Here is a 20604-nt window from a genome sequence, read left to right as displayed (position 1 = left end):
CAAAGTGGGACATATGTCCTTTTCAACCGGCGGGCATGTATCATTTAATGGTAATAGACTGAAAAAAGAAGGAGCTTTTGAACGAATGAAAGGTGTTATTTTCGCTTTATTAGGAGGCGCTTGTATTACACTACAAGGCGTAGCCAACGCAAGAATTAGCCAGGATATCGGCACATGGCAGGCAGCCACCATCACGCAGCTAACCGGCTTTATCATCTCGCTCGTCATTTTACTCATCGTACGAGATGGACACTTCAGGGAATATCGGAAGGTGCAGCCACTTTATTTAATAGGCGGCGCATTTGCTGCAATTATTATTTTTAATGAAGTCACTGCGATTCAAATCATCGGCGTGACACTCACTATCGCAGCGTTACTGATTGCACAGCTTACTTTTACCTTTGCAATCGATGCAAAAGGGTGGTTTGGTGTACAGAAGAAGAAAATGAAATGGCCTCATTACGCAGGAATTTTATTGATGGTCACAGGGGTGATCATTTTAAAACTATAAAGGAGGGCATCAGATGGAGGAGCTTCATGATGAATCTCTTTTTGCCTCATATATGAAGGCACATCAATTAGAAAGTGTCTTTCATCAAAAGCTCATATCACACGTAAGTTTGTGGCGCTATGAGCAAGGGGAGCTCGTTTGTTCAAAAGGGGATAAGAGGGAGTACCTGTACTTGTTAGTGAAAGGAAAATTAAAAATTTTCACAACAACAAAAGAAGGAAAAACCTTTATTCTTAGCTTTAAACATCCCCTTGAAGCGATTGGAGATATTGAATACGTTCAGCAGACTGACATGGTCAATACAGTCGAAGCGGTCACAGAAGTACATATGTTAAGGGTTTCTCATCAAGCGCTCATGTGCCACGCGAAGGATGACCCGCGCGTGTTAAATTTTCTGCTAAAAGGGATCACAAACAAATTTTATACAAAATCAAACGATTTAAGTTTCCACCTGTTATATCCTGTGGAGGTCAGGCTTGCAAGCTACTTATTATCTGTTGTCACAAGTGATGAAAGCGCAAGCGCCCTTCGTCTCACTGATGCGGCAAGTTTAATCGGTACAAGCTACCGTCATATTAACCGAGTCATTCAGCAATTCTGTGAAAAAGGATTGATAGAAAGGCAGAGAGGAAATATTACGATTTCTGATCGTAAAGGGCTCCTAGAAATAGCAGAGCACAACATTTATGAATAAAGGAAATGAAGGGATTTTTATATGATCATAGGAATAGTATTAGCCATTACGGCTGGGGCACTCGTCAGCTTACAAACCATTTTTAATAGTAAGGTCAATGAGCAGACAGGCTCTTGGTCAACTACAACCCTCGTTCTTGGAATGGGCTTTATTGCTTCACTCGTGATAGGGCTCTTACTAGAGGGAACTGGCATGTTTCGATTAAGACATATGGAAGCGTGGTACTGGATCAGCGGGGCTATTGGGGTAGGTGTGGTCATTTGTCTTGTTCAGGGTATTAAACGTCTTGGACCGACTTATGGCATCTCGATTGTCCTCACGTCACAGCTGGGCTGCGCGCTTTTGTTTGATTCACTTGGCTGGCTTGGATTAGAAAAAGTAGAATTTTCTTTGACAAAACTTTTAGGTGTTATGGTGATTGTTGCTGGTATCTTGGTGTTTAAATTGACCAAATTGGAGTCTGCAGAAACAGATCAATCGCAAGAAAAAGGGCTGCCACAAGAGTAGCTGCCCTACTTTATATCAATCGCCGCCATAAAACCGTTATCGCGGATAATCCATTTAACAGGAGCCTTTTCATCAAAGGCTTTTTTTTCTGTCCATAAGCGTTCGTCTGGTAGACAGTTCGATCTTTAGCAACGAGATAACTATAGGCAATTTTTCGTTCAATTGCTTGTGTAAGTGATAACGCAAACGGGGCACTGTCAATGACCAAAATTGACTCAGTGTTTAAAAAACTAGACCTCGCATCTAAGTTATATGTCCCAATAATACTCAAATAATCATCAATCACCATTGATTTCGCATGAATGGAATATGGACCTTCGTATTCATACAAATGAACGCCTGTTTTCATCAATTCCTTTTTTGTACTTAAATATCCAGCAAAGGCTAATGGATTTGGCGTCGCCGTAAGAGAATTCGTCACCACTGTCGTCTGGATCTCATTAGGTAAGGGAGTGAGTCCGGATTTCATCGGGCGTGTTGGAATGACATAAGGCGTCTGTATGAGCACAGAACGCTTTGCCCGGTGCGCAAGATCGTTCAGTTTTTTCAGCACAAGTGGCCGCTTATTAAACCGTTCCACAGGATTTGTAAAAAAGGCAATCTGTTTCACAGAAGTGGTATCTGCTGCCCAATTAAAAGACGACATCACAAAAGGTTCTTTCGTGCGCACGGCTTCTTGGTATGATCTGAGCAGCTGTTTTCTTAGCTTTAACCCTTTTTTTGCTTTTGCCTTGGAAAACACATCTTTTGTTCTTTTCGTAAAATCATGATTCCATAAATAAACGAAATATTGCTCCATTTCATCTAACACTTTTCCTTTTTTTGCGTTATAGAGCAGCACATCACGGTCAAAAGCAAAGTCTTTCGGCGGCTGATCTGCAAAGTATTTATCACCAATATTTCTTCCGCCCATCACAGCCACTCGGCCATCTGCTAGTATTAGCTTATCGTGTAGCCGATTATGCCACGTCCATGGTTTGAACAAACGAAAGGGCTCATAAAAACGAATCGCCATATTAGGGTGATTTGCTACCGCATAGCGCAAATGCTTCAGCGGCCCGCGCAAACTGTGACAGATGCCATCTAACAACAATTGCACTTTCACACCTCGATCAGCTGCTTCAATTAAAGCACCTAATGTCCACTCGGCTGTTTTTCCCTTTTGAATAGAGTAGTAACTGAGGCGGATGATCTTCTTTGCCTCACGAATCATTTGGACCCTCACCTGACCAGATTCAAACCCGTCGTCAAGAAGCATCACTTGATTTGTCCCCTGATCGTCTCCTGAGATAGAAGAGGCTTTATAAATGCAATGTTCTTTGCATGTTTTTCGAACCGGTAAGTAAAACAAAACAAATGCGGTCAAAAATACATAGACGACATAAAGAAGGATGAGATAAAACAAAAGATGAAGCATCATGATCAGCTCCTTTCACACAGACACAACTTTTCCTTAGTGTATGTCAAAATTCAAATTTCACTCATTTTGGCTATCTAATAAAATATATGACAAAAGAATCAGCTTGTTTTTATTGGGTAATTAATTATAGTATGAAATGAGTAAGGGGGAATCGAATTGAATGAACCACTATTTAACATTCCAAGCGAAGTGTATCAAACATTAAGTGAAACAGAACGTTATTTACTCCATTATATTCACCAGCATTTAGAGGATATCTCCACCTTATCCATCGTCACCTTGAGTGAAAGGGCGAATGTGTCGACAGCCACAATTGTCAGACTGATGAAAAAAATCGGCTACAACGGCTATACATCCTTTAAATATCGTTTGAAACAAGAAAAGAAAATGACGGATGCAAGCGACCAGCTCAAAAATATTGATGAAGACATCAAACTAGCGATTCGGAAAAATGAAGAAGAGGTTTTAAAGACGATCCAGCTGCAAAGTATTGGGCAAATTGAAGATGCCGTTCAAAAAATACATAATGCCGAGAAAATTTATATTTTCGGTAGAGGCTTCTCAGAAATGATTGCCAAAGAAATGACCATTAAATTACAGCTCATCGGAAAAACATGCGAAGTGCACGACGACCCGAATATCATTCGGCTGAAATCAAGAGACATCGATAAAAACGAACTTGCGATCTTTGTTTCATTAAATGGCGAAACAGCAGAGCTCGTTGAAGCGTGTCAAAATCTTAGCATGAAGCAAGTCACGACCATTACCGTCACAACAAGAATAGATTCTACATTAAGCAAAATATCAGATATGACTCTAGTCGGATATAAAGGCGAACAATCTTTCTTTCCAGATTATGAGGTCAGATCGCGCCTGTCTCTTCATGTCATCGCCCGCATTTTACTAGATGCCTACGTGATTCGAATGAAATAACCGATAAAAAAGCCTTCGAGACTTTGATCTGGAAGGCTTTTTATGATGAAAACCTTTACACAATCTGAAAACATTTTCACTCCAGCGTATGAGATACTTTCTTTAGAGAAAAGAAAGAAGGTGAAACCAATTGATATATACCTGCACCTTAAATCCTGCGATTGACCTATATATTGCATTAAAAGAAATGAAGGCAAATGCAGTCAACCGCACAGAAGATGAAGATTATCAGCCAAATGGCAAGGGAGTCAATGTCTCCATTATGCTAAAGAAATATGGATTCACAAGCACTGCATTAGGATTTATTGCTGGGTTTTCAGGCTCTTATATTGAACAATCTTTAAAGGACCTTTCTATTCAAACTGATTTTATCTCAGTTGAAGGAATTACACGCATTAATGTTTTTATTAATACGACAGAAGAATACAAGCTCGTGAACCAAGGACCTGCGATTGAAGAAAAAGCACTTCATGCCTTTCGTGATGAAAAAATAGCGGCCATCCCGCAGGGGGACATCCTGATTATGTCAGGTAGCCTGCCAAGGGGCGTACCAGCCAGCATTTTTTCAGAAGTAGCAGCTATTTGTCATCAGAACAACGTGAAGTTTATTTTAGACACAAGCTCCGCGGCAGTTCTTGAGACACTTCAATACAAGCCTTATTTATTAAAACCGAATGAAGAAGAAATCGCTGCTTTTTTCGGCAAAACACATCCTATGTCAGAAAAAGAACTCATTCAATCAGGAGAAAAACTCATTGAGATGGGTGCAGAGCAAGTGCTGATTTCCCGCGGGGGAGAAGGGGCTTTGTTCATTACGAAAGACGCTGTCTTAAAAGGAAACGCGCCAACAGGCACTGTGGTAAACACAGCTTGCTCTGGAGATGCAATGCTCGCAGCCTTTCTTAGTAAACAGCTTGAAGGTCATTCACTGGAAGAATGCTTACGTTACGGTATTGCAACAGGCGCATCTACTGCATTTTCTAAAGGCTTAAGTGATTTACATGACATTCATTCATTAATTGATCAAGTACACATTGACAAGATATAAGGGGGAATAGACATGAGCCGCAAAAAAATAGTCGCTGCAACTGGCTGTCCAACAGGCATTGCACACACGTTTATGGCAGCTGAGGCATTAAAAATAGCTGCTGAGCAACTAGGGGTTGACATCAAAGTTGAAACGCATGGTCAAGTAGGAATTGAAAACGCTTTAACTGATCAAGACATTCTGGAGGCAGACGGGGTCATTGTCGCAGCTGACAAAGATGTGAATACAGATCGTTTTCACGGAAAACCACTGATTGAAGTGCCTGTAGCGAAGGGAATCCGCACGCCAAATGAATTGATCCAAGGCATTATCAATGGAGAAGCGCCCGTTCATCAAGTGAAAGGAAGAGCTTCTGGAACAGAAAAAACATCTGCGCCTTCACCATCTCAACAAAAGTCGTCGAATAAGTGGATACACACCATCTACAAACATTTAATGAACGGTGTATCACACATGCTTCCATTTGTTGTTGGGGGAGGGGTCTTAATTGCTTTATCTTTTCTATTCGGTATTTACTCAGCTGATCCTCAGCATGAAACGTATCATCCGTTTGCTGCCTACTTGAAAAATATTGGCGGACTCGGCTTTAGCTTAATGGTGCCTATTTTAGCAGCATTTATCGCTGATTCAATCGCCAAACGCCCAGGGATGGTTGTCGGATTTATCGGCGGCTTGCTTGCAAACGATGGAGGCGCTGGATTCTTAGGTGGTATTATCGCAGGTTTTGCAGCAGGGTATATTATCATACTTCTTCAATTCCTGCTTCAAAAATTACCTGCATCACTTGATGGATTAAAATCAATCTTCATCTATCCTGTCATTGGTATTTTCTTAATTGGGGCTGTGATGACACCTCTATTAGTTCCAATCACAGGCTTAAATAATTCATTAATGGATTTTCTTTCAGCAGTTCAATCCACGAATCCGCTGCTCTTAGGTTTAATTGTTGGAGCGATGTGTGGATTTGATATGGGAGGACCTTTTAACAAAGCAGCCTATGTCACAGGAACGGCTTTACTTGCAGAAGGTAACCTTTACTTCATGGCAGGTGTGTCAGCAGCATGTATCACACCGCCGCTTATCATTGCGATTGCCACAACGATTTTCCGAAAACATTTCACACCGCAAGAACGAAATGCAGGGGCGATCAACTATATTCTAGGAGCGACACATATAACAGAAGGGGCCATCCCATTTGCAGCCAAAAACCCAGTCGTTGTCCTGCCAATTATCATGTTTGGTTCTGCCATCTCTGCTATATTGACGTATCTCTTTGGCGTACAGGTTCCAGCTCCGCATGGCGGGTTCCTTGTCCTTCCAGTCGTCACAGGTGCATTCCAGTGGGTCCTATCCATACTGATCGGATCACTTGTAGGTGCCATTCTATACGGACTTTATCGTAAAAAAATAGACAAACCCGCAGTTTAATAGGGAGGAAGAGAAATGATGGAACATATTTATATGAATCTTCATGAAACCGCGTCGTCACAGGCTGGCGTTTTCGCAGCCATTGCTGACATTGCTTACAAAGCAGGTATTTGTACATCACCAGAGGATGTTAAAAAAGGCTTAGCTGAAAGAGAAGCACTAAGCACAACTGGATTTCAAGATGGATTTGCGATTCCGCATACACAAACAGACGCCATCACAAAACCAGCACTTGTGATCGTACGCACGGAAACAGGTATTGAATGGGACGCTTTTGATGGGAAGCCTTGCTTTTTCTTCTTATCCTTACTGATCCCCAAAAGTGAAGCAGGGACCACTCATCTAAAGGCTCTTTCTGCCCTTTCTCGAGGATTAATGGATGAAACAAAACGCCAAAAGCTGCTAGAAACAAGAACAAATGAAGACATGCTGACTGTTTTAGAAACAGATATTTTAACGAGAGAGGATGTTTGATCATGCCTTTACTATCAACAACACCAATGCTTGAGACTGCGAAAAAAGAAAAATACGGAATCGTTGCATTCAACGTACATTCCTTTGACAGTATTTATTGGGTGCTCGAAACGGCCGCAGAATTAAAATCGCCTGTCATATTGCAAACAACGGTTGGAACCGTTCAATCTCTTGGAGCAAAAGCGATTGCAGATACAGTCAAGGCTGCGGCTGATCAATATCAAATCCCAATCGGCCTGCACCTCGATCACTGTACGGATTTTGATGTGATTCTCACCTGTATTCGAGCGGGATATACATCTGTCATGATCGATGCATCGATGCACTCATATGAAGAAAATGTTCGCCGCACAAAAGAAGTGGTAGACCTCGCATTAAAAGTAGGGATGAATGTTGAAGCAGAATTAGGCAAGGTAGGCGGTGTCGAAGATGATATCGTTGTCGATGAAAAGGATGCTGAAAAAGCCGTTCCATCAGAATGCCGTCAATTTGTAGCAGAAACTGGTGTACCAACTTTAGCGCCTGCAATTGGTACGGCACACGGCATTTATAAAGGGGTACCGGATATTGACTTTGACCGTATTGAACAAATTGCATCGCTCGTCGATGTTCCCCTTGTTCTGCACGGCGGTTCCGCTGTTCCGGATGAAGACGTCAGACGATGTGTGGCTCTTGGTATGGCAAAGGTCAATGTCTCAACTGAATTGAAAAATGCGTACTCTGAAGCCATCCGTGACCATTTCTCAAACGAACCCGAAAGCTTAGATCCACGGATGTATTTACAAAAAGCAAAACAAGCAGCAAAAGATATGGTCACATCGAAAATACGTATCGTAGGTAGTGAGGGCAAAGCCCATCCTCTCTATCAGTGAAACAAAAAAGCAGAGCCGCTTAAGCTCTGCTTTTTCACATTATTCGTTTTCTTTCATTTCATTTGAAGTGCGTACCCGTGCATTTCCCATAAACAGGACCGTAATCGCTGCAAGGGCAATAGGGAATAACGCAATCAAAAATACGTACGTAATACTTTGTGACATCGCATCGATGACTTTATTTAAAATATCAGACGGAATTTGTGAACGGGCACCTTCTTGGAAAATGGCTTGTGGATCCCCTATTTGAGAAGAGGCTCCTTTCATTCCGCTAAAGGCATCTGCTAAGCGATTCGATAGGACATTGGTTTGAATCGTCCCAAAAATCGTGACACCAAGTGTCATCCCAAGTGATCTCATAAATGAATTGGTCGAGTTTGCACTGCCTCGGTAACGAGGGGCAAGATCATTCATTGAAGCTGACGGCAGAAGGGAGAAGCTGAAGCCGACACCAAAGCCTGATATCATCATAAAGATTGTGAGCCAAAGTCTAGCTGTATCAGGTGACATATTGGCAAGCAGCAGCATTCCCGCGAAAAATGAGATAACAGAGATCGCCATAAGACGTCTGAAAGGCACTTTCGTCTGCATCGTTCCGCCAATCATACTGCCAATGACAGACCCAATCATCATCGGCGTTAAAATGAATCCTGCACTTGTCGCAGATTCACCGTACACCGCCTGAACGAAAATAGGAATGAAGACGGCAAGAATAATAAATGTTCCGCCATATAAGAACGCCAAAATTTGAGATGTCGCAAATAAACGATTTTTAAACATCCAAAATGAAATAATCGGTTCCTCCGCTTTACGCTCAACAATAAAGAAGATAGTACCGAACACAAGAAATACAGCAAAAAGTGTGAGGATTTGCACTGAATCCCACGCATAAGATTTACCGCCAAGCTCAAGAGCGAACATCAAGCTCACAACCGCCACAACAAGTGTGATAGCACCTGACCAGTCAATTTTCTGCTTCCGATGTTCCAGCGATTCCCGGTAGTATCTGGCAATCAAGAACACACTAACAATACCGATTGGTACGTTAATATAGAAAACCCAGTGCCAACCGATCGAATCTGTGATAATAGCTCCTAAAAGTGGTCCTAGTACACTCGATAAACCAAACACTGCACCAAACATACCGGACATTTTTCCGCGCTTTTCAGGCGGGAAGATATCAAAGATGATTGTAAACGCGATTGGAAGAAGGGCACCGCCTCCAAGCCCTTGAATGGCTCGGTAAATAATGAGTTGATCCATCGTTTGTGCGATACCGCACAGCGCAGATCCAATTAAAAAGAAAATAAGTCCAAACAGAAAAAAACGCTTTCGACCATACATATCAGAAAGCTTTCCGTAAATCGGCATTCCAGCCATTACTGCCACCATATAAGAAGCCGTCACCCAAGCAAATTTATCAAAACTGCCCAAATCTGCTACGATGCTTCCCATCGCTGTTGCAACAATGGTATTGTCCATCGCTGCCATGAAAATTCCTAACAGCAAACCGATGACAACAAAGCGAGTGGATGCCTTACCATTATCCACATGATTCATTTCATTTACCCCCTGCTTACGTTCTCTTCTTATTTTTGCTATGATCAACTTAAATATAAAGGAAGAAAACATTTATCTTGATGATCAAGATAATTTATTTTAAAGGGAGGAGAACAAGTTGTCAATAAAGAACGACGCAGAAGACAAAGCAAACCTGATCATCCATACAATGAGGCGTCTCGCCACACGAACGGTTTTATTCCACCAAGCAGCCGCACAATCCCTTGGCCTTTTTCCAACAGACCTGAAATCAGCCGATTTATTAAACGAACTTGGTCCTCTTACTGCAGGAGAATTAAGTGAAAAAACAGGTCTTAGCTCAGGTGCGGTCACAGCTCTGATTGACCGCCTTGAAAAAGCGGGATACGCCAAAAGAGAAAAGGACCCAAAAGACAAACGAAGAGTCATCATCGTTCCATTAACGGCAGGGAAATCACAAGTAAAAGAACTCTTCCAATCTTTATCGACATCGACTAAACAACTCACAAACGAATACAAACGAGAAGAATTAGACTTAATCATTCAATTTATTACCGAAGCAGCTGAAATAATGGAACAAGAGCTACAATTGCTTAAGTCTAAATCGTAAGAGAGCACGATGTTAAGGATATGCTTTTCTTTGAAATAAAATAGAGAGAATACGATTCTGATCATTTACATATTAATTACTGTTTTTGTATCTATATTCCTATTTAATGACAAACTTTGTATTGGTAAAATTGACCTTGTCAATGAATAGGAAGGAGTGAATTCTTCTGGGGAAGATACTTGATGCAAAAGCACTAACAAATGCCATGGACGCAAGGGCAAAACACTACCAGGAACTCCGCGAACAAATGGTCGATTTAAAAAAAGCATTACAAGGTGTTGCCAACCTCGGTGATGACTTCACTGGGAAAGGTGCCGATAACATTAAAAGTTTCTATAAAGAGCTGGCTGGAAATGTTGACATGTTTATCAGTTTTATCGATAAGCAAAAAGCCTTTCATAAAGGTGTTTCTGGGACACTAGATGATACAAACTTTGGCGGCGATACCTTTGTAGAAGAACACTTTTTAGATAACGCAGTACATATGGGCATCAAAAACGCCAAAAGCATTGTAAAGGATCAAAAAAAGGCGCTTAAAACGATTTTTCAAGACATCGACGACCTCATTTCTCTAGAAGTATTTGATAGTCAAACTTTTGATGAAAAAATTGCAGATGCGGAAGACGAGCGAAAAAAGACAGTAAAAGATCTAAGAGAGCTTGATCAAAATTTAAAAGATGAATATGCTTTGTCAGAAACGGAGCAGCAAGCTACAATGGCATTGTACGCAGAAATGATGAATGCCACAAATGATGGAAAAGCGATTTCTCCAATGAATTTTGACAAGAAAGCGTATCAAAATAGCGAAATCTACAAAGCAAAAAGCGATATTGAAAAGCAAACTTCCGAATATCTCAACATTAAAAAAGAACAACAGGAAGCCCGAGAGATTGCAAAAGAACAAGAAGCACTCGCAAATCGTCCTTGGTATGAAAAAGCCCTCGATTATGGTGGAAATATCGTCAATGAACTGACAGGCGTGAATGATGCAAAACGCGCCGCAACAGGCGTTGACCCGATCACAGGCGAAGAACTTACCGCAGGACAGCGCGTCGCCGCAGGCGGCATGGCAGCAGCAGGCTATATCCCAATCGTCGGCTGGGCAGGACGCATTTTCAAAGGCGGAAAAGCCGTCTATAAAACGACCCAAGCCACCTCAGCCGCAGTCAAAGCAGTCGACATTTACAAGACATCGCAAAAATCCTTTGACGCCTTAAAAACATCGCAAAAAGGCTTATATGGACTCACTGCTACAAACGGCTTCAGCGAAGCAATTACAGGTAGAGACATGTTTGGGAATAAGATCTCGAAAGAGCAACAGGAAGCGAGTATGAATGCGGCGCTAGGAATGCTTTTGCCGTTTGGGGCGAAAGGCTTTCGGGGGAAGATGGGAATTATGGGTAGGGAAAAAGTTAAGTACTCATCTAGCTTAGAAGATCATATAAGAAGAGTTGATACCAATGTTCCAAGGAGAAGAGGAATTGGTGGGGCGCATAACAAAGACGAATTTATGAAAAATGATGTAAATATATTAAATGTTAAGAAGCATGATGCTTTGTCAGGAGTGGAAAAAATAACTTACCAAGTTCCTTCTTTAGATGCTAAAACAGGTCAAAAAATTGGATGGAAAGCAAAGCCATTTGATAAAACTGTTTATGATCCTAAGTTAATTTCTGATGAAGATTTTATTAAACGAGGAAAAGAAGCTGTAAATAATGCTTCTTCAAAAGGTGTTTTAGGGAGAGAATGGGAAGGTTATGATGGAAAAGGTATAAAATGGAGAGGTTATACAGATAAGGATGGGGCAGTGACCTCGTTTTATCCTGAATTATAGGTGGGGGGATTCAGATAGTATGTTAAAAAAAATTTTAGAAACTCAAATGTTAAGAGAAGAACATTTTCCTGTGGTGGCTTTTTTTAATGCCATTACTGATGATAGCTTTGTAAATATTGTTCAGCATTTATCTACGGGAGTCGGTTATGGAATTAACGATGTTGATTGCACATTTCCAAATGATCTGGAACCCGACGAGGAGCCCTTTCATGGAGTACTATTTGCACTTCATGATGATGAGGTTATTGTTGATTATCAAACATTCTACTATTATCTTGAGCAAGCCTGTAACACGTACATTACAGAGTATCCTCAGGATAAGAAACCTATTAGCGAGGTGTTAAGGAAGGTATTTGAAAAATATAGATTGGCCAATTGACAAAAGCAACCTCTGAAAATAGTTGAGCAACTAAGGAATTAATTAGTAGAATGATTAAAGACAATATAATTAATCTAATTGATAATTTATAGTCTAAATAATAAATTGGGACTTAAATTACTATCAAATTTATGAATAAGTTGGAGGGAAATGAGAAGGAATATAAAACTCGAAGTCCCTGTATTCAACATTCATCCTTTAAGAATAACTGAAGGTTGGATTGTACGTTATAATAATTTCAGGGAAATTGACCCTAAAAAGTTAGAAATAGAAGATGATAGATGGTTTATGTTCACTGAAAGTTTATTACAACTTTATCATGAAAAATCATCAATAACGTTGGATTTAGGATGGTATCCCGATTTATCTTCTGATGGTAACTATATTGTTCTAATAGTTAAAAATACAGATTGGGACAATCCTATTCAGGAATTCAGCTCGGATGACTATACCAAAGTGATTGATTTTATAGAATTTCATTTGAAAGAAATTACATCCAACTGGTGGAAATAAAATAGTAGATACTTAATTACTAACAAATTAACATCGCTAGTTTCTTCAGTTTTACTCGTTTATGATCAATTTTTGGGGCTGTAGGTACTCGAATGTGTTCTCAGAGTAATTTCATAATTAGGGGATTCAATATGTTTAGAGAATTAGATAATCTTTTATCTGCCAACAGTAGATTCATGGTATGATGACGGGTGTTTGATTGCTAGTGAGATAATCTCTGATTTTAGCCTAAACGACTGGGAAGAACTATCAAATCAGGTTCTTAATAAATCAATAGAGTGGCAGCGTAAAATCGCTTATTGTCTGGATAATGAGTGCAATGAATATGAGTTAAATATTTTAATAGATTTGTTGAATACTAATGATAACGAATTATTTGAGATTTGTATTGATACTTTGAGAAGTTTCCCAATTGAAGAAGGCAAGAAATTGATATTGAAGCAACCTCAAATTTTAGAACGTGTAAATCATGTAGTGGCTACTACTACGAATTCACCAGTAAAAGTAGTTCTTCAAGACTTTCTTTCAAAAATGAATTCAAATTAGTTCATTTTTAATGAGATTACGCAAAAAAACTTTGATCGGCTTAATGTCTTTCAAGGTTTTTTGTGTTATTGGACTTCAAATTGAGAAAAAACCGACCAAAAGGGGGATGGGGACCCATCGTATGATAAAGACCAGTAAAAGTGGGCGCTCACAGCTTTTATAGTGAGTTTTTTTGAATGAGGGGGATACTTTACATCTTTTTCTTTGATATAGATCAGAAATTCCTTTGCAGAATATAGATGTTAAACAATAAAATAGCAGGACATTTATATAAAAGACTAATCAACAAGCCACTTTAACAGCTTAACTTCTTCATAAGAGAATGAAGTTGGTACAATAAACAGAAAATCATCCTCTAATAATACATAGAGAATGCTGCTCTGTTTAGAAGGGGGATGCGTTCATTTTAAATGATTTGATTGTTATAAACGATTTTCGTCAAAAGGGGATAGGTAAGCAATTGATGAAAAAAGCATTTTCATTTGCAAACGAAAAAGGGGCCTTATCTGTTTAGAAACAGCGACTTCTAATATAAAAGCACAACAATTGTATGAAAAAATGGGGATGACAATAGATTCTTCAACTCAGCACTATATTTATTATTTGGATTGAAAATAGAAGAATGAAGTTTTGCTAATATAACTCGGTGAAAAATATCAATATGCTTTGTCAGAGACGGATCAGCAAGCTACAATGAATTTGTACACTGAAATGATTGCAACAAGATGACGAAACAGCGATTCCAACGGATTTTGACAAGAAAAACATTAAAAAAATATATTTTAGATAAAGGGAGTAATTTTATTGAATTCTTATGATGAAGATCTAATAAAGGATTTGGGATTAAAAGATCTTCTTAAATATGTCAAAGTAAATAAAAAACCAAAAATTTTTTTGGATTTAATAGAACAAAAATTCGATTTTGCTGGTTCAAAAATAGATTGGTTACAAACCAATAAACATCATAGTAAGAGCTCAAATCATGAATCGTTACTTTCTGATGCTCTTCTATTTATAACTGAATTAAAAGAAAGATATTTAGCTAATAACTTACAAGTAATTTACATAGGGGATAACCTTACAGAGTTTGGTTACCAGTTTGAATTAAGACATCTAGAAGAGTTACTAGTCTATTTTTTAGATATCCCGCAGCACCACTACTTTATATCATTAGAAGGCGATTGGTGTATTTGTATTTCATTTGAAGACTATTTGGATTTTGGATTTAGTTTAAACAAAAAATAATTTTGAGCATCACATATAGGAAAAATAAAAGATGATAAGAAGTGAAAAAAACCTTGATTGGCTTTATTCAAGGTTTTTTGTGTTTATTGGTCCTCAAACACGTAAAAGAAGAGAAAGGTCTCTTTGTATAAAAGCATGAAAGCACACTTAAAAGGTGTGTTTATCTTATGAGAAGAGCACACAATCACTGCACAGCATTTGCTGAAAACATTTGGGCTTCTTTCACGCATGTGAGTTGATTAGACTTATAACCAAAGGGGAAGAAAGGAGGAATTCCAACTGTACTTAACCAAAAGGGGCACTACTTTGCTATCTATGCTGCTTCATACGACATCTTATCTATCAATAGAAGATTTACAGAATCGACTGAATGTCTCTACTCGAACCGTCTACTCTGAAATCAAACGCATGAATAGCTGGCTGGAAACTCATCAGCTTAGTAGCGTTCAGCGAAAAGATCAACTTGGCTACTACTTACACCCACATGAAAAAGAAGTCATTATTCAAAAAGCTGACACGATTCTTGTTGGTCACGATTACGAACCATGTGTAAAGGAAAGAAGAGCGATCCTGCTCTTATCGATTGCATGCAATGAGAAATATCTAAAAATAAATGACTTGATGAAGCTCACCAAAGTGAGCAGAAATACACTGCTTGAAGATATGAAACAGCTAAAAGAAGCACTTTCAAAGCAGCAGCTCACGCTTCACTATCAGGCAGCCTGTGGCTATTTGATTTCAGGAGAAGAAAGAGCGATTCGATTGGCTCTGAAACCTTATATTCATTCCATTCGCACCATGATAAAAAACGAAAAAGCATTTTCATCTTTTTGGTTAAAGGGGCCCATTTCATATAACAGGTTAAAACATCTCCTCGAGCAGTCAGAACAAGAGCTTAAGCTAGAGTTTGCTGATGACATGCTGGATCAGCTGTCTTTGGATCTCTTTTTCTACTTTAAGCGGATGAAGCTAGGACGTGATATACACCTTTCAAACGAAGAAAAGCGTACATTACAGGAAACTGATGAATGCTTGGCGGCGATTCGGTTTATGGCACGAATTCAAAAAGAAACGGGTCTTCAAGTTCATGATGATGAAATCTATTTTCTTAGCACGCTATGGCTCAGCGCCAAGAAACAAAAGCTTCCATCAAGTCAAAAATCAGAGGAGCATCTCATTCGCACCATTGCCCGACAAATGATTTTTGATTTTCAGCGGTATGCATGTATCTCCTTTGAAGAGTACGAAGCCTTGGAGCAAAACTTAACCATGCATCTCATCCCTGCCTATTACAGACTCATCTATCACATTGATATCAACAATGAATTAACAGAATCTATTAAAAAAACACAGCCAGAGGTGTTTGACATCACTCAAAAGGTCGTATGCCATTTAGAAAAGGCGACCTGCTCTAAGATAAGTGAGCATGAAATTGCTTACGTAGCGATGCATTTTGGTGGTTGGATGAGAAGAGAAGGGATTTCGCCAATTGTGCGGCGTTCTGCATACATTGTTTGCGGGGAAGGAATTGGCACAAGTCACATGCTGAAAACACAGCTTATCGAATTGATCGGTTATATCGAAGTGCGTGATCTATTATCGAAGCGGTCATATGAAGAAATGTCATCTATTGATGTCGACTTTGTTGTGTCCACAACACCTATATCGTTTAAAGGAAAACCAGTTCATCTCGTTCATCCTATTTTAACTGCCTATGAGAAAAAAACATTACTTCAATACGGGAACGGCTTAGAAACGAAGGTTGACGAGCAGCATGTGAACGCTCTATTCAACATCATTCAACAGCATACCATCGTAAAAAATGAAAAAGCACTGCTTCGAGATCTGAAAGAGCTACTTCATCCCGCATATGTATCCCATCAGAAAGGGTGGAAACCAGTGTTAAACGATTTATTAACAGAAAACACGATTGATCTCCAACAAACAGCAGAAACGTGGCAAGAGGCCATCACAAAAGCAGCGCAGCCTTTACTCGATCAAAACGCCGTTCAGAAAAGTTATGTGGAGGCCATGATTCAATCCGTTGATCAAAATGGACCTTACATTGTCATTGCACCACAGGTAGCCATTCCACATGCCAGACCAGAGGACGGCGTCAACGAATTAAGCATGTCACTCATGACATTCGAACAGCCTGTTTTTTTCTCTAAGGATGAAAAAAAACAGGTTCGTCTCATCATTGTGCTAGCAGCCATTGACAGTATCACTCACCTGAAAGCACTCAAACAACTGACCATGCTGTTAAGTGATGAAAAACGGAGGAAACAACTGATTGAAGCAAAGGATTTAGCATCGGTGCAAAAACTAGTTGATCAATTTTCACAACAATAAAGGAGGAAAAAGAGAATGAAAAAAATTCTTGTTGTGTGCGGAAACGGATTAGGAAGCAGCTTTATCGTAGAAATGAATGTCAAGAAAGCATTAGAAGAGTTAGGGCTTGTAGCTGAAGTGGATCATACCGATCTCAGCACAAGTAAAAATGAACTGGCTGATCTATATATTGGAGCCACTGACATTATCGATCAGCTGGATGACGGCATAAGACAGGTTGCTGGATTACATAACTTATTAGACCAGGAAGCCATTAAAGACGTCCTTCGCAAACACATATAAGCCACGAAAAAGGGGGATTCACATCATGATAGAACTGATCATGAACGATATATTGGGTACACCGGCCATTCTCATTGGTTTGTTTGCGCTGGTCGGTTTACTTTTGCAGAAAAAATCAGCCGCAGATACCGTGTCAGGTACCTTAAAAACAACCATGGGATTTGTCATATTAGGAGCAGGCGCCACAGTCGTGTCTGATTCACTTGGGGTTTTCCGAAAAATGTTTGAAGCAGCATTTCACATTCAAGGGGTTGTGCCAAATACAGATGCCATGGCAGCCATTGCTCAAAAAGAATTCGGGACACAGACAGCTCTCATTATGATTTTTGGCATGCTGGTCAATTTGCTATTGGCAAAATTCACCCCCTTTAAATATGTTTTTTTAACAGGACACCATACCTTGTATATGGCTGCTATGCTCGCAGTCGTTCTATCGACAGCGGGAATGGAGGGATCGTTTCTTGTCACCGCCGGTTCAATCATATTAGGGACAGCTATGGTCATTGCACCCGCTATTCTTCAGCCATTCACAAGGAAAGTCACTGGAAGCGATGATCTAGCGCTTGGACACTTCAGTACCTTCGGTTATTTTACAGCGGGAATGATCGGAAAATGGATCGGTCGTCCAGAAAGATCAACAGAAACCATTCAAGTGCCTAAATCACTCGGTTTTCTACGAGATACATCTGTGGCCATTTCAATCACGATGGCTTTGCTCTTCTTTGCAATTGCACCGTTTGCTGGAATATCTTTTATAGAACAAATGAGTGGCGGGACAAACTTCGCTGTCTTCATTCTCATTCAAGCGATTACCTTTGCTGCTGGTGTTTACATTATTTTAGCCGGGGTGCGGATGGCAATTGGTGAAATCGTGCCTGCTTTCAAAGGAATTGCTGATCGTTTTGTGAAAGGGGCAAAACCGGCACTTGACGCACCAACCGTTTTTCCATTTGCTCCAAATGCAGTCATTATCGGTTTTTTATGCAGCTTTGCAGGAGGCATCGTGTCTATTTTCCTTTTACCATTGTTTGGTTTAACTGTCATTGTTCCTGGTCTTGTCCCGCACTTTTTTTGCGGCGCTACAGCAGGAGTGTATGGTAATGCAACAGGAGGAGTGAGAGGTGCTATCGCTGGGGCATTTGTGAATGGGTTGCTCCTTTCCTTTTTACCTGCTTGTTTATTGCCTGTGTTAGGAACCCTTGGTTTTGAAGGGACAACTTTTGGAGATACAGACTTTGGTATCATCGGAATCTTGATTGGATTGATCAAGTTTGTATTTCAACTGTAAAAAGGAGGATTCTGAGAATGTCAGCCATTTTTTCACCGTCACTGATGTGCATGGATTTAACGCAATTCCGCGAACATATTCATATTCTCAACACAAGAGCAGATCGATATCATGTCGATATCATGGATGGTCATTACGTGAAAAATATCACCTTATCACCTTTTTTCATAGAACAGCTCCGAAAATTGACAGACAAACCAATTGATGTGCATCTTATGGCTGAATCCCCCCAAGAATTTTTAATTGATGCCTGCATTGAGGCAGGCGCAAGCATGGTCTGCTTACACCCAGAGGTCGTGCAAAGAGACGTTTTTAGGATCATTCGGCATATCCATCAAAGAGACTGCGAGGTTGGCTTTGTTTTAAATCCCGCCACACCAATTGCAGTGTTAGATTCCTATCTACATTTAATAGACCGAGTGACGATCATGACGATTGATCCAGGCTTTGCAGGACAGCCTTTTATTAAAGAAATGCTACAGAAAATTAAACAGGTGAAAGAGGTAAAAGAGAAGAAAGGATACTCATTTTCAATTGAAGTAGACGGCTCCTGTAATGAGCACACGTTCCGGCAGCTTGCTGAGGCTGGAAACGAGATCTATATTATCGGCAACTCAGGTTTATTCGGACTTCACCAGCAACTCGATACGGCTTGGGAGACAATGAAGCAATTGTTTTCAAAAGAAACAGCATCAATTGAATCACATTAGTAAAAGAGGATGAAACAATCCTCTTTTTTTACGCAATTTTACTAAAACATCACTTCTAACCAAAACATACTCAAAAAAACAAAGGAAAAAATCATGAATTCACACTTGAAAGCGCTTTACCAACATGATATCCTTCAAATATCTTTAGTAAATATTTAGTCAAAAACCAAGAGGAGTTTGCTTATGACCACACTCAAAGATATTGCTCATGATGCAAAAGTGTCCGTTTCCACTGTATCCCGTGTGTTAAATGGCGATCAAACCCTTGCCGTTTCTCACGCAACAAGACAAAACATCCTCGACATTGCAAAGAAGTTAAACTATACCCCAGTGAGAGCAAGAAAAGCCGATCAAGCAGAGGAAAAAAGCCCATCTGAATCCCCAATCATCGGTATCGTTGTCGCTCAATCCATTGACGAAGAATTAAATGATCCTTTTTTTTCATCGATTCGAAAAGGAATTGAAAAAGAATATGCCAAACAAGGCTTGTCCACTCTCCACACCTTTCGCCTGAGAAGCATGGATCAAGAGGCGATGTTAAAGGATATTGATGGTTTGATCGTCATTGGCCGAATCAGTCCTGATACGGTTGAAAAAATGACAAATCGAATGGAACACATTGTTTTTATCAATCATTATGCGGATGAGGATTTGTATGATTGTGTACATGTTGATTTTGTCAGAGCGGCAGATCGAGCCATTCGCCATTTGCAGTCGCTTGGTTATTCACATCTAGGCTATATTGGTGGAAAGGAGCGAGAGCATTATTTCGAAGGGAATGCTGTGATTGAGGACGAAAGACAAACGACGTTTATGAAAAGAATGCAAGAAGCAGGCGGTCTTCATCTGGATGACATCCATATCGGGGAATACTCCATGCAAGAAGGCTATACGCTCATGCAGCAGGCCATTAAAAAAGGGAACGTGCCACAAGCCTTTTTTATCGGAAGTGATTCAATGGCGATCGGTGCAATGCGCGCGCTCAACGAAGCCGGTCTACGTGTACCTTCAGACGTATCCATCGTTGGGTTTAATGACATTGAAGCGGCTTCATTTTCAAGTCCGCCACTTACAACCGTCAAAGTATATACAGAAGAAATGGGGGAAGTCGGTCTGAAGCTTTTGCTTGAGAGAATAAACGGCAGAAAGCTTCCTCTAAAAGTCGTCGTGCCAACAAAACTTATCGAACGGGGCAGCACATGTCTCGTCCATGAAAGGGGGTGAACCCGCGATTTCAGCAAACAAAAAAGAGACAAAAAAGCAGAAAGCAAGCTGCTTCGCACGATGGCCAGATCATGCGAAGAACAAGGCAGCCTACCGGTATGCTCTCTTATCTCTTTGAAAAGAATAGAATTCCAGTATAATAGACTTCTTTTGTTTCAGCAACTGCATGAATTCTACCGATTATCGTCTGAATTT

The 20604-nt window shown here is 40.1% G+C and carries 22 protein-coding genes; 20 read left to right on the top strand and 2 right to left on the bottom strand.

All coding sequences use genetic code 11. The features are described 5' to 3' along the window. Positions 1–85 precede the first annotated feature (85 nt). The 3 genes from MKX52_RS08935 to MKX52_RS08925 are packed head-to-tail and all read left to right on the top strand — an operon-like array spanning position 86 to position 1712. Entirely contained in the window at positions 86–511 is a 426-nt protein-coding gene (locus tag MKX52_RS08935) for a DMT family transporter (RefSeq protein WP_342491883.1), read from the top strand. 13 nt (positions 512–524) lie between these two features. Beyond that, positions 525–1205: a cyclic nucleotide-binding domain-containing protein gene (locus tag MKX52_RS08930; protein WP_342491835.1), complete on the top strand. Its 681-nt coding sequence runs from the start codon at positions 525–527 to the stop codon at positions 1203–1205. A 21-nt stretch (positions 1206–1226) separates the two neighbouring features. Continuing rightward, positions 1227–1712: a DMT family transporter gene (locus tag MKX52_RS08925; RefSeq protein ID WP_342491834.1), complete on the top strand. Its 486-nt coding sequence runs from the start codon at positions 1227–1229 to the stop codon at positions 1710–1712. A 10-nt stretch (positions 1713–1722) separates the two neighbouring features. Here the strand turns inward: MKX52_RS08925 and MKX52_RS08920 are convergent, their stop codons facing one another. Beyond that, positions 1723–3129, bottom strand: a complete 1407-nt coding sequence (locus MKX52_RS08920; RefSeq protein WP_041815589.1) for a phospholipase D family protein — start codon at positions 3127–3129, stop codon at positions 1723–1725. Positions 3130–3288: 159 nt separating this feature from the next. Here MKX52_RS08920 and MKX52_RS08915 point away from each other — a divergent pair, with 159 nt between their 5' ends. From MKX52_RS08915 to MKX52_RS08895, 5 genes are all read left to right on the top strand, one after another. Continuing rightward, on the top strand, positions 3289–4065 hold the full coding sequence (locus MKX52_RS08915) for a MurR/RpiR family transcriptional regulator (RefSeq protein WP_012010170.1): 777 nt from the start codon (positions 3289–3291) through the stop codon (positions 4063–4065). A 130-nt stretch (positions 4066–4195) separates the two neighbouring features. Next, entirely contained in the window at positions 4196–5113 is a 918-nt protein-coding gene (gene pfkB / locus MKX52_RS08910; protein ID WP_342491833.1) for a 1-phosphofructokinase, read from the top strand. A 12-nt stretch (positions 5114–5125) separates the two neighbouring features. Continuing rightward, entirely contained in the window at positions 5126–6541 is a 1416-nt protein-coding gene (locus tag MKX52_RS08905) for a PTS fructose transporter subunit IIBC (RefSeq protein ID WP_342491832.1), read from the top strand. Between the two features lie 15 nt (positions 6542–6556). Beyond that, positions 6557–7015 (top strand): fructose PTS transporter subunit IIA, encoded by a 459-nt coding sequence (locus MKX52_RS08900; RefSeq protein ID WP_251183472.1) that lies wholly within the window; start codon positions 6557–6559, stop codon positions 7013–7015. A 2-nt stretch (positions 7016–7017) separates the two neighbouring features. Next, entirely contained in the window at positions 7018–7887 is an 870-nt protein-coding gene (locus MKX52_RS08895) for a class II fructose-bisphosphate aldolase (RefSeq protein WP_342491831.1), read from the top strand. A 39-nt stretch (positions 7888–7926) separates the two neighbouring features. Here the strand turns inward: MKX52_RS08895 and MKX52_RS08890 are convergent, their stop codons facing one another. Then, positions 7927–9447, bottom strand: a complete 1521-nt coding sequence (locus tag MKX52_RS08890) for an MDR family MFS transporter (RefSeq protein WP_342491830.1) — start codon at positions 9445–9447, stop codon at positions 7927–7929. A 169-nt stretch (positions 9448–9616) separates the two neighbouring features. Between MKX52_RS08890 and MKX52_RS08885 the strand changes: the two genes are divergently transcribed. From MKX52_RS08885 to MKX52_RS08830, 12 genes are all read left to right on the top strand, one after another. Further along, the gene (locus tag MKX52_RS08885; RefSeq protein WP_342491882.1) at positions 9617–10036 is read left to right on the top strand and encodes a MarR family transcriptional regulator; all 420 of its coding nucleotides are present in this window, start codon (positions 9617–9619) and stop codon (positions 10034–10036) included. Between the two features lie 166 nt (positions 10037–10202). Continuing rightward, entirely contained in the window at positions 10203–11870 is a 1668-nt protein-coding gene (locus MKX52_RS08880) for a T7SS effector LXG polymorphic toxin (RefSeq protein ID WP_342491881.1), read from the top strand. A 19-nt stretch (positions 11871–11889) separates the two neighbouring features. Then, positions 11890–12249, top strand: coding sequence for a ribonuclease toxin immunity protein CdiI (cdiI, locus tag MKX52_RS08875; protein WP_342491829.1), 360 nt, complete (start codon positions 11890–11892; stop codon positions 12247–12249). A gap of 150 nt (positions 12250–12399) precedes the next feature. After that, complete coding sequence (locus MKX52_RS08870) at positions 12400–12762, top strand: hypothetical protein (protein WP_217014990.1); 363 nt, start codon at positions 12400–12402, stop codon at positions 12760–12762. Positions 12763–12957: 195 nt separating this feature from the next. Next, a complete protein-coding gene (locus MKX52_RS08865) occupies positions 12958–13308 on the top strand; it encodes a hypothetical protein (protein WP_342491828.1) in 351 nt (116 codons plus the stop codon). Between the two features lie 415 nt (positions 13309–13723). Then, complete coding sequence (locus tag MKX52_RS08860; RefSeq protein WP_342491827.1) at positions 13724–13822, top strand: GNAT family N-acetyltransferase; 99 nt, start codon at positions 13724–13726, stop codon at positions 13820–13822. 290 nt (positions 13823–14112) lie between these two features. Then, a complete protein-coding gene (locus MKX52_RS08855) occupies positions 14113–14553 on the top strand; it encodes a rhs-associated protein (RefSeq protein ID WP_144456515.1) in 441 nt (146 codons plus the stop codon). A 306-nt stretch (positions 14554–14859) separates the two neighbouring features. Further along, the gene (locus tag MKX52_RS08850) at positions 14860–16905 is read left to right on the top strand and encodes a BglG family transcription antiterminator (protein WP_342491826.1); all 2046 of its coding nucleotides are present in this window, start codon (positions 14860–14862) and stop codon (positions 16903–16905) included. 15 nt (positions 16906–16920) lie between these two features. Continuing rightward, positions 16921–17187: a PTS sugar transporter subunit IIB gene (locus MKX52_RS08845; protein ID WP_012010156.1), complete on the top strand. Its 267-nt coding sequence runs from the start codon at positions 16921–16923 to the stop codon at positions 17185–17187. Positions 17188–17212: 25 nt separating this feature from the next. Next, positions 17213–18475: a PTS ascorbate transporter subunit IIC gene (locus MKX52_RS08840; protein ID WP_088002724.1), complete on the top strand. Its 1263-nt coding sequence runs from the start codon at positions 17213–17215 to the stop codon at positions 18473–18475. A 17-nt stretch (positions 18476–18492) separates the two neighbouring features. Continuing rightward, positions 18493–19185: a D-allulose 6-phosphate 3-epimerase gene (gene alsE / locus MKX52_RS08835; RefSeq protein ID WP_342491825.1), complete on the top strand. Its 693-nt coding sequence runs from the start codon at positions 18493–18495 to the stop codon at positions 19183–19185. 183 nt (positions 19186–19368) lie between these two features. Continuing rightward, positions 19369–20409: a LacI family DNA-binding transcriptional regulator gene (locus MKX52_RS08830; RefSeq protein ID WP_342491824.1), complete on the top strand. Its 1041-nt coding sequence runs from the start codon at positions 19369–19371 to the stop codon at positions 20407–20409. The last annotated feature ends 195 nt before the right edge of the window (positions 20410–20604 follow it).

The organism is Bacillus sp. FSL R5-0422 (assembly GCF_038610765.1).
In the GTDB taxonomy this organism is placed as follows: Bacteria; Bacillota; Bacilli; order Bacillales; family Bacillaceae; genus Bacillus; species Bacillus pumilus_O.
Note: the sequence above shows the minus strand (reverse complement) of the source record. Positions and strands in the feature narration are given on the sequence as shown.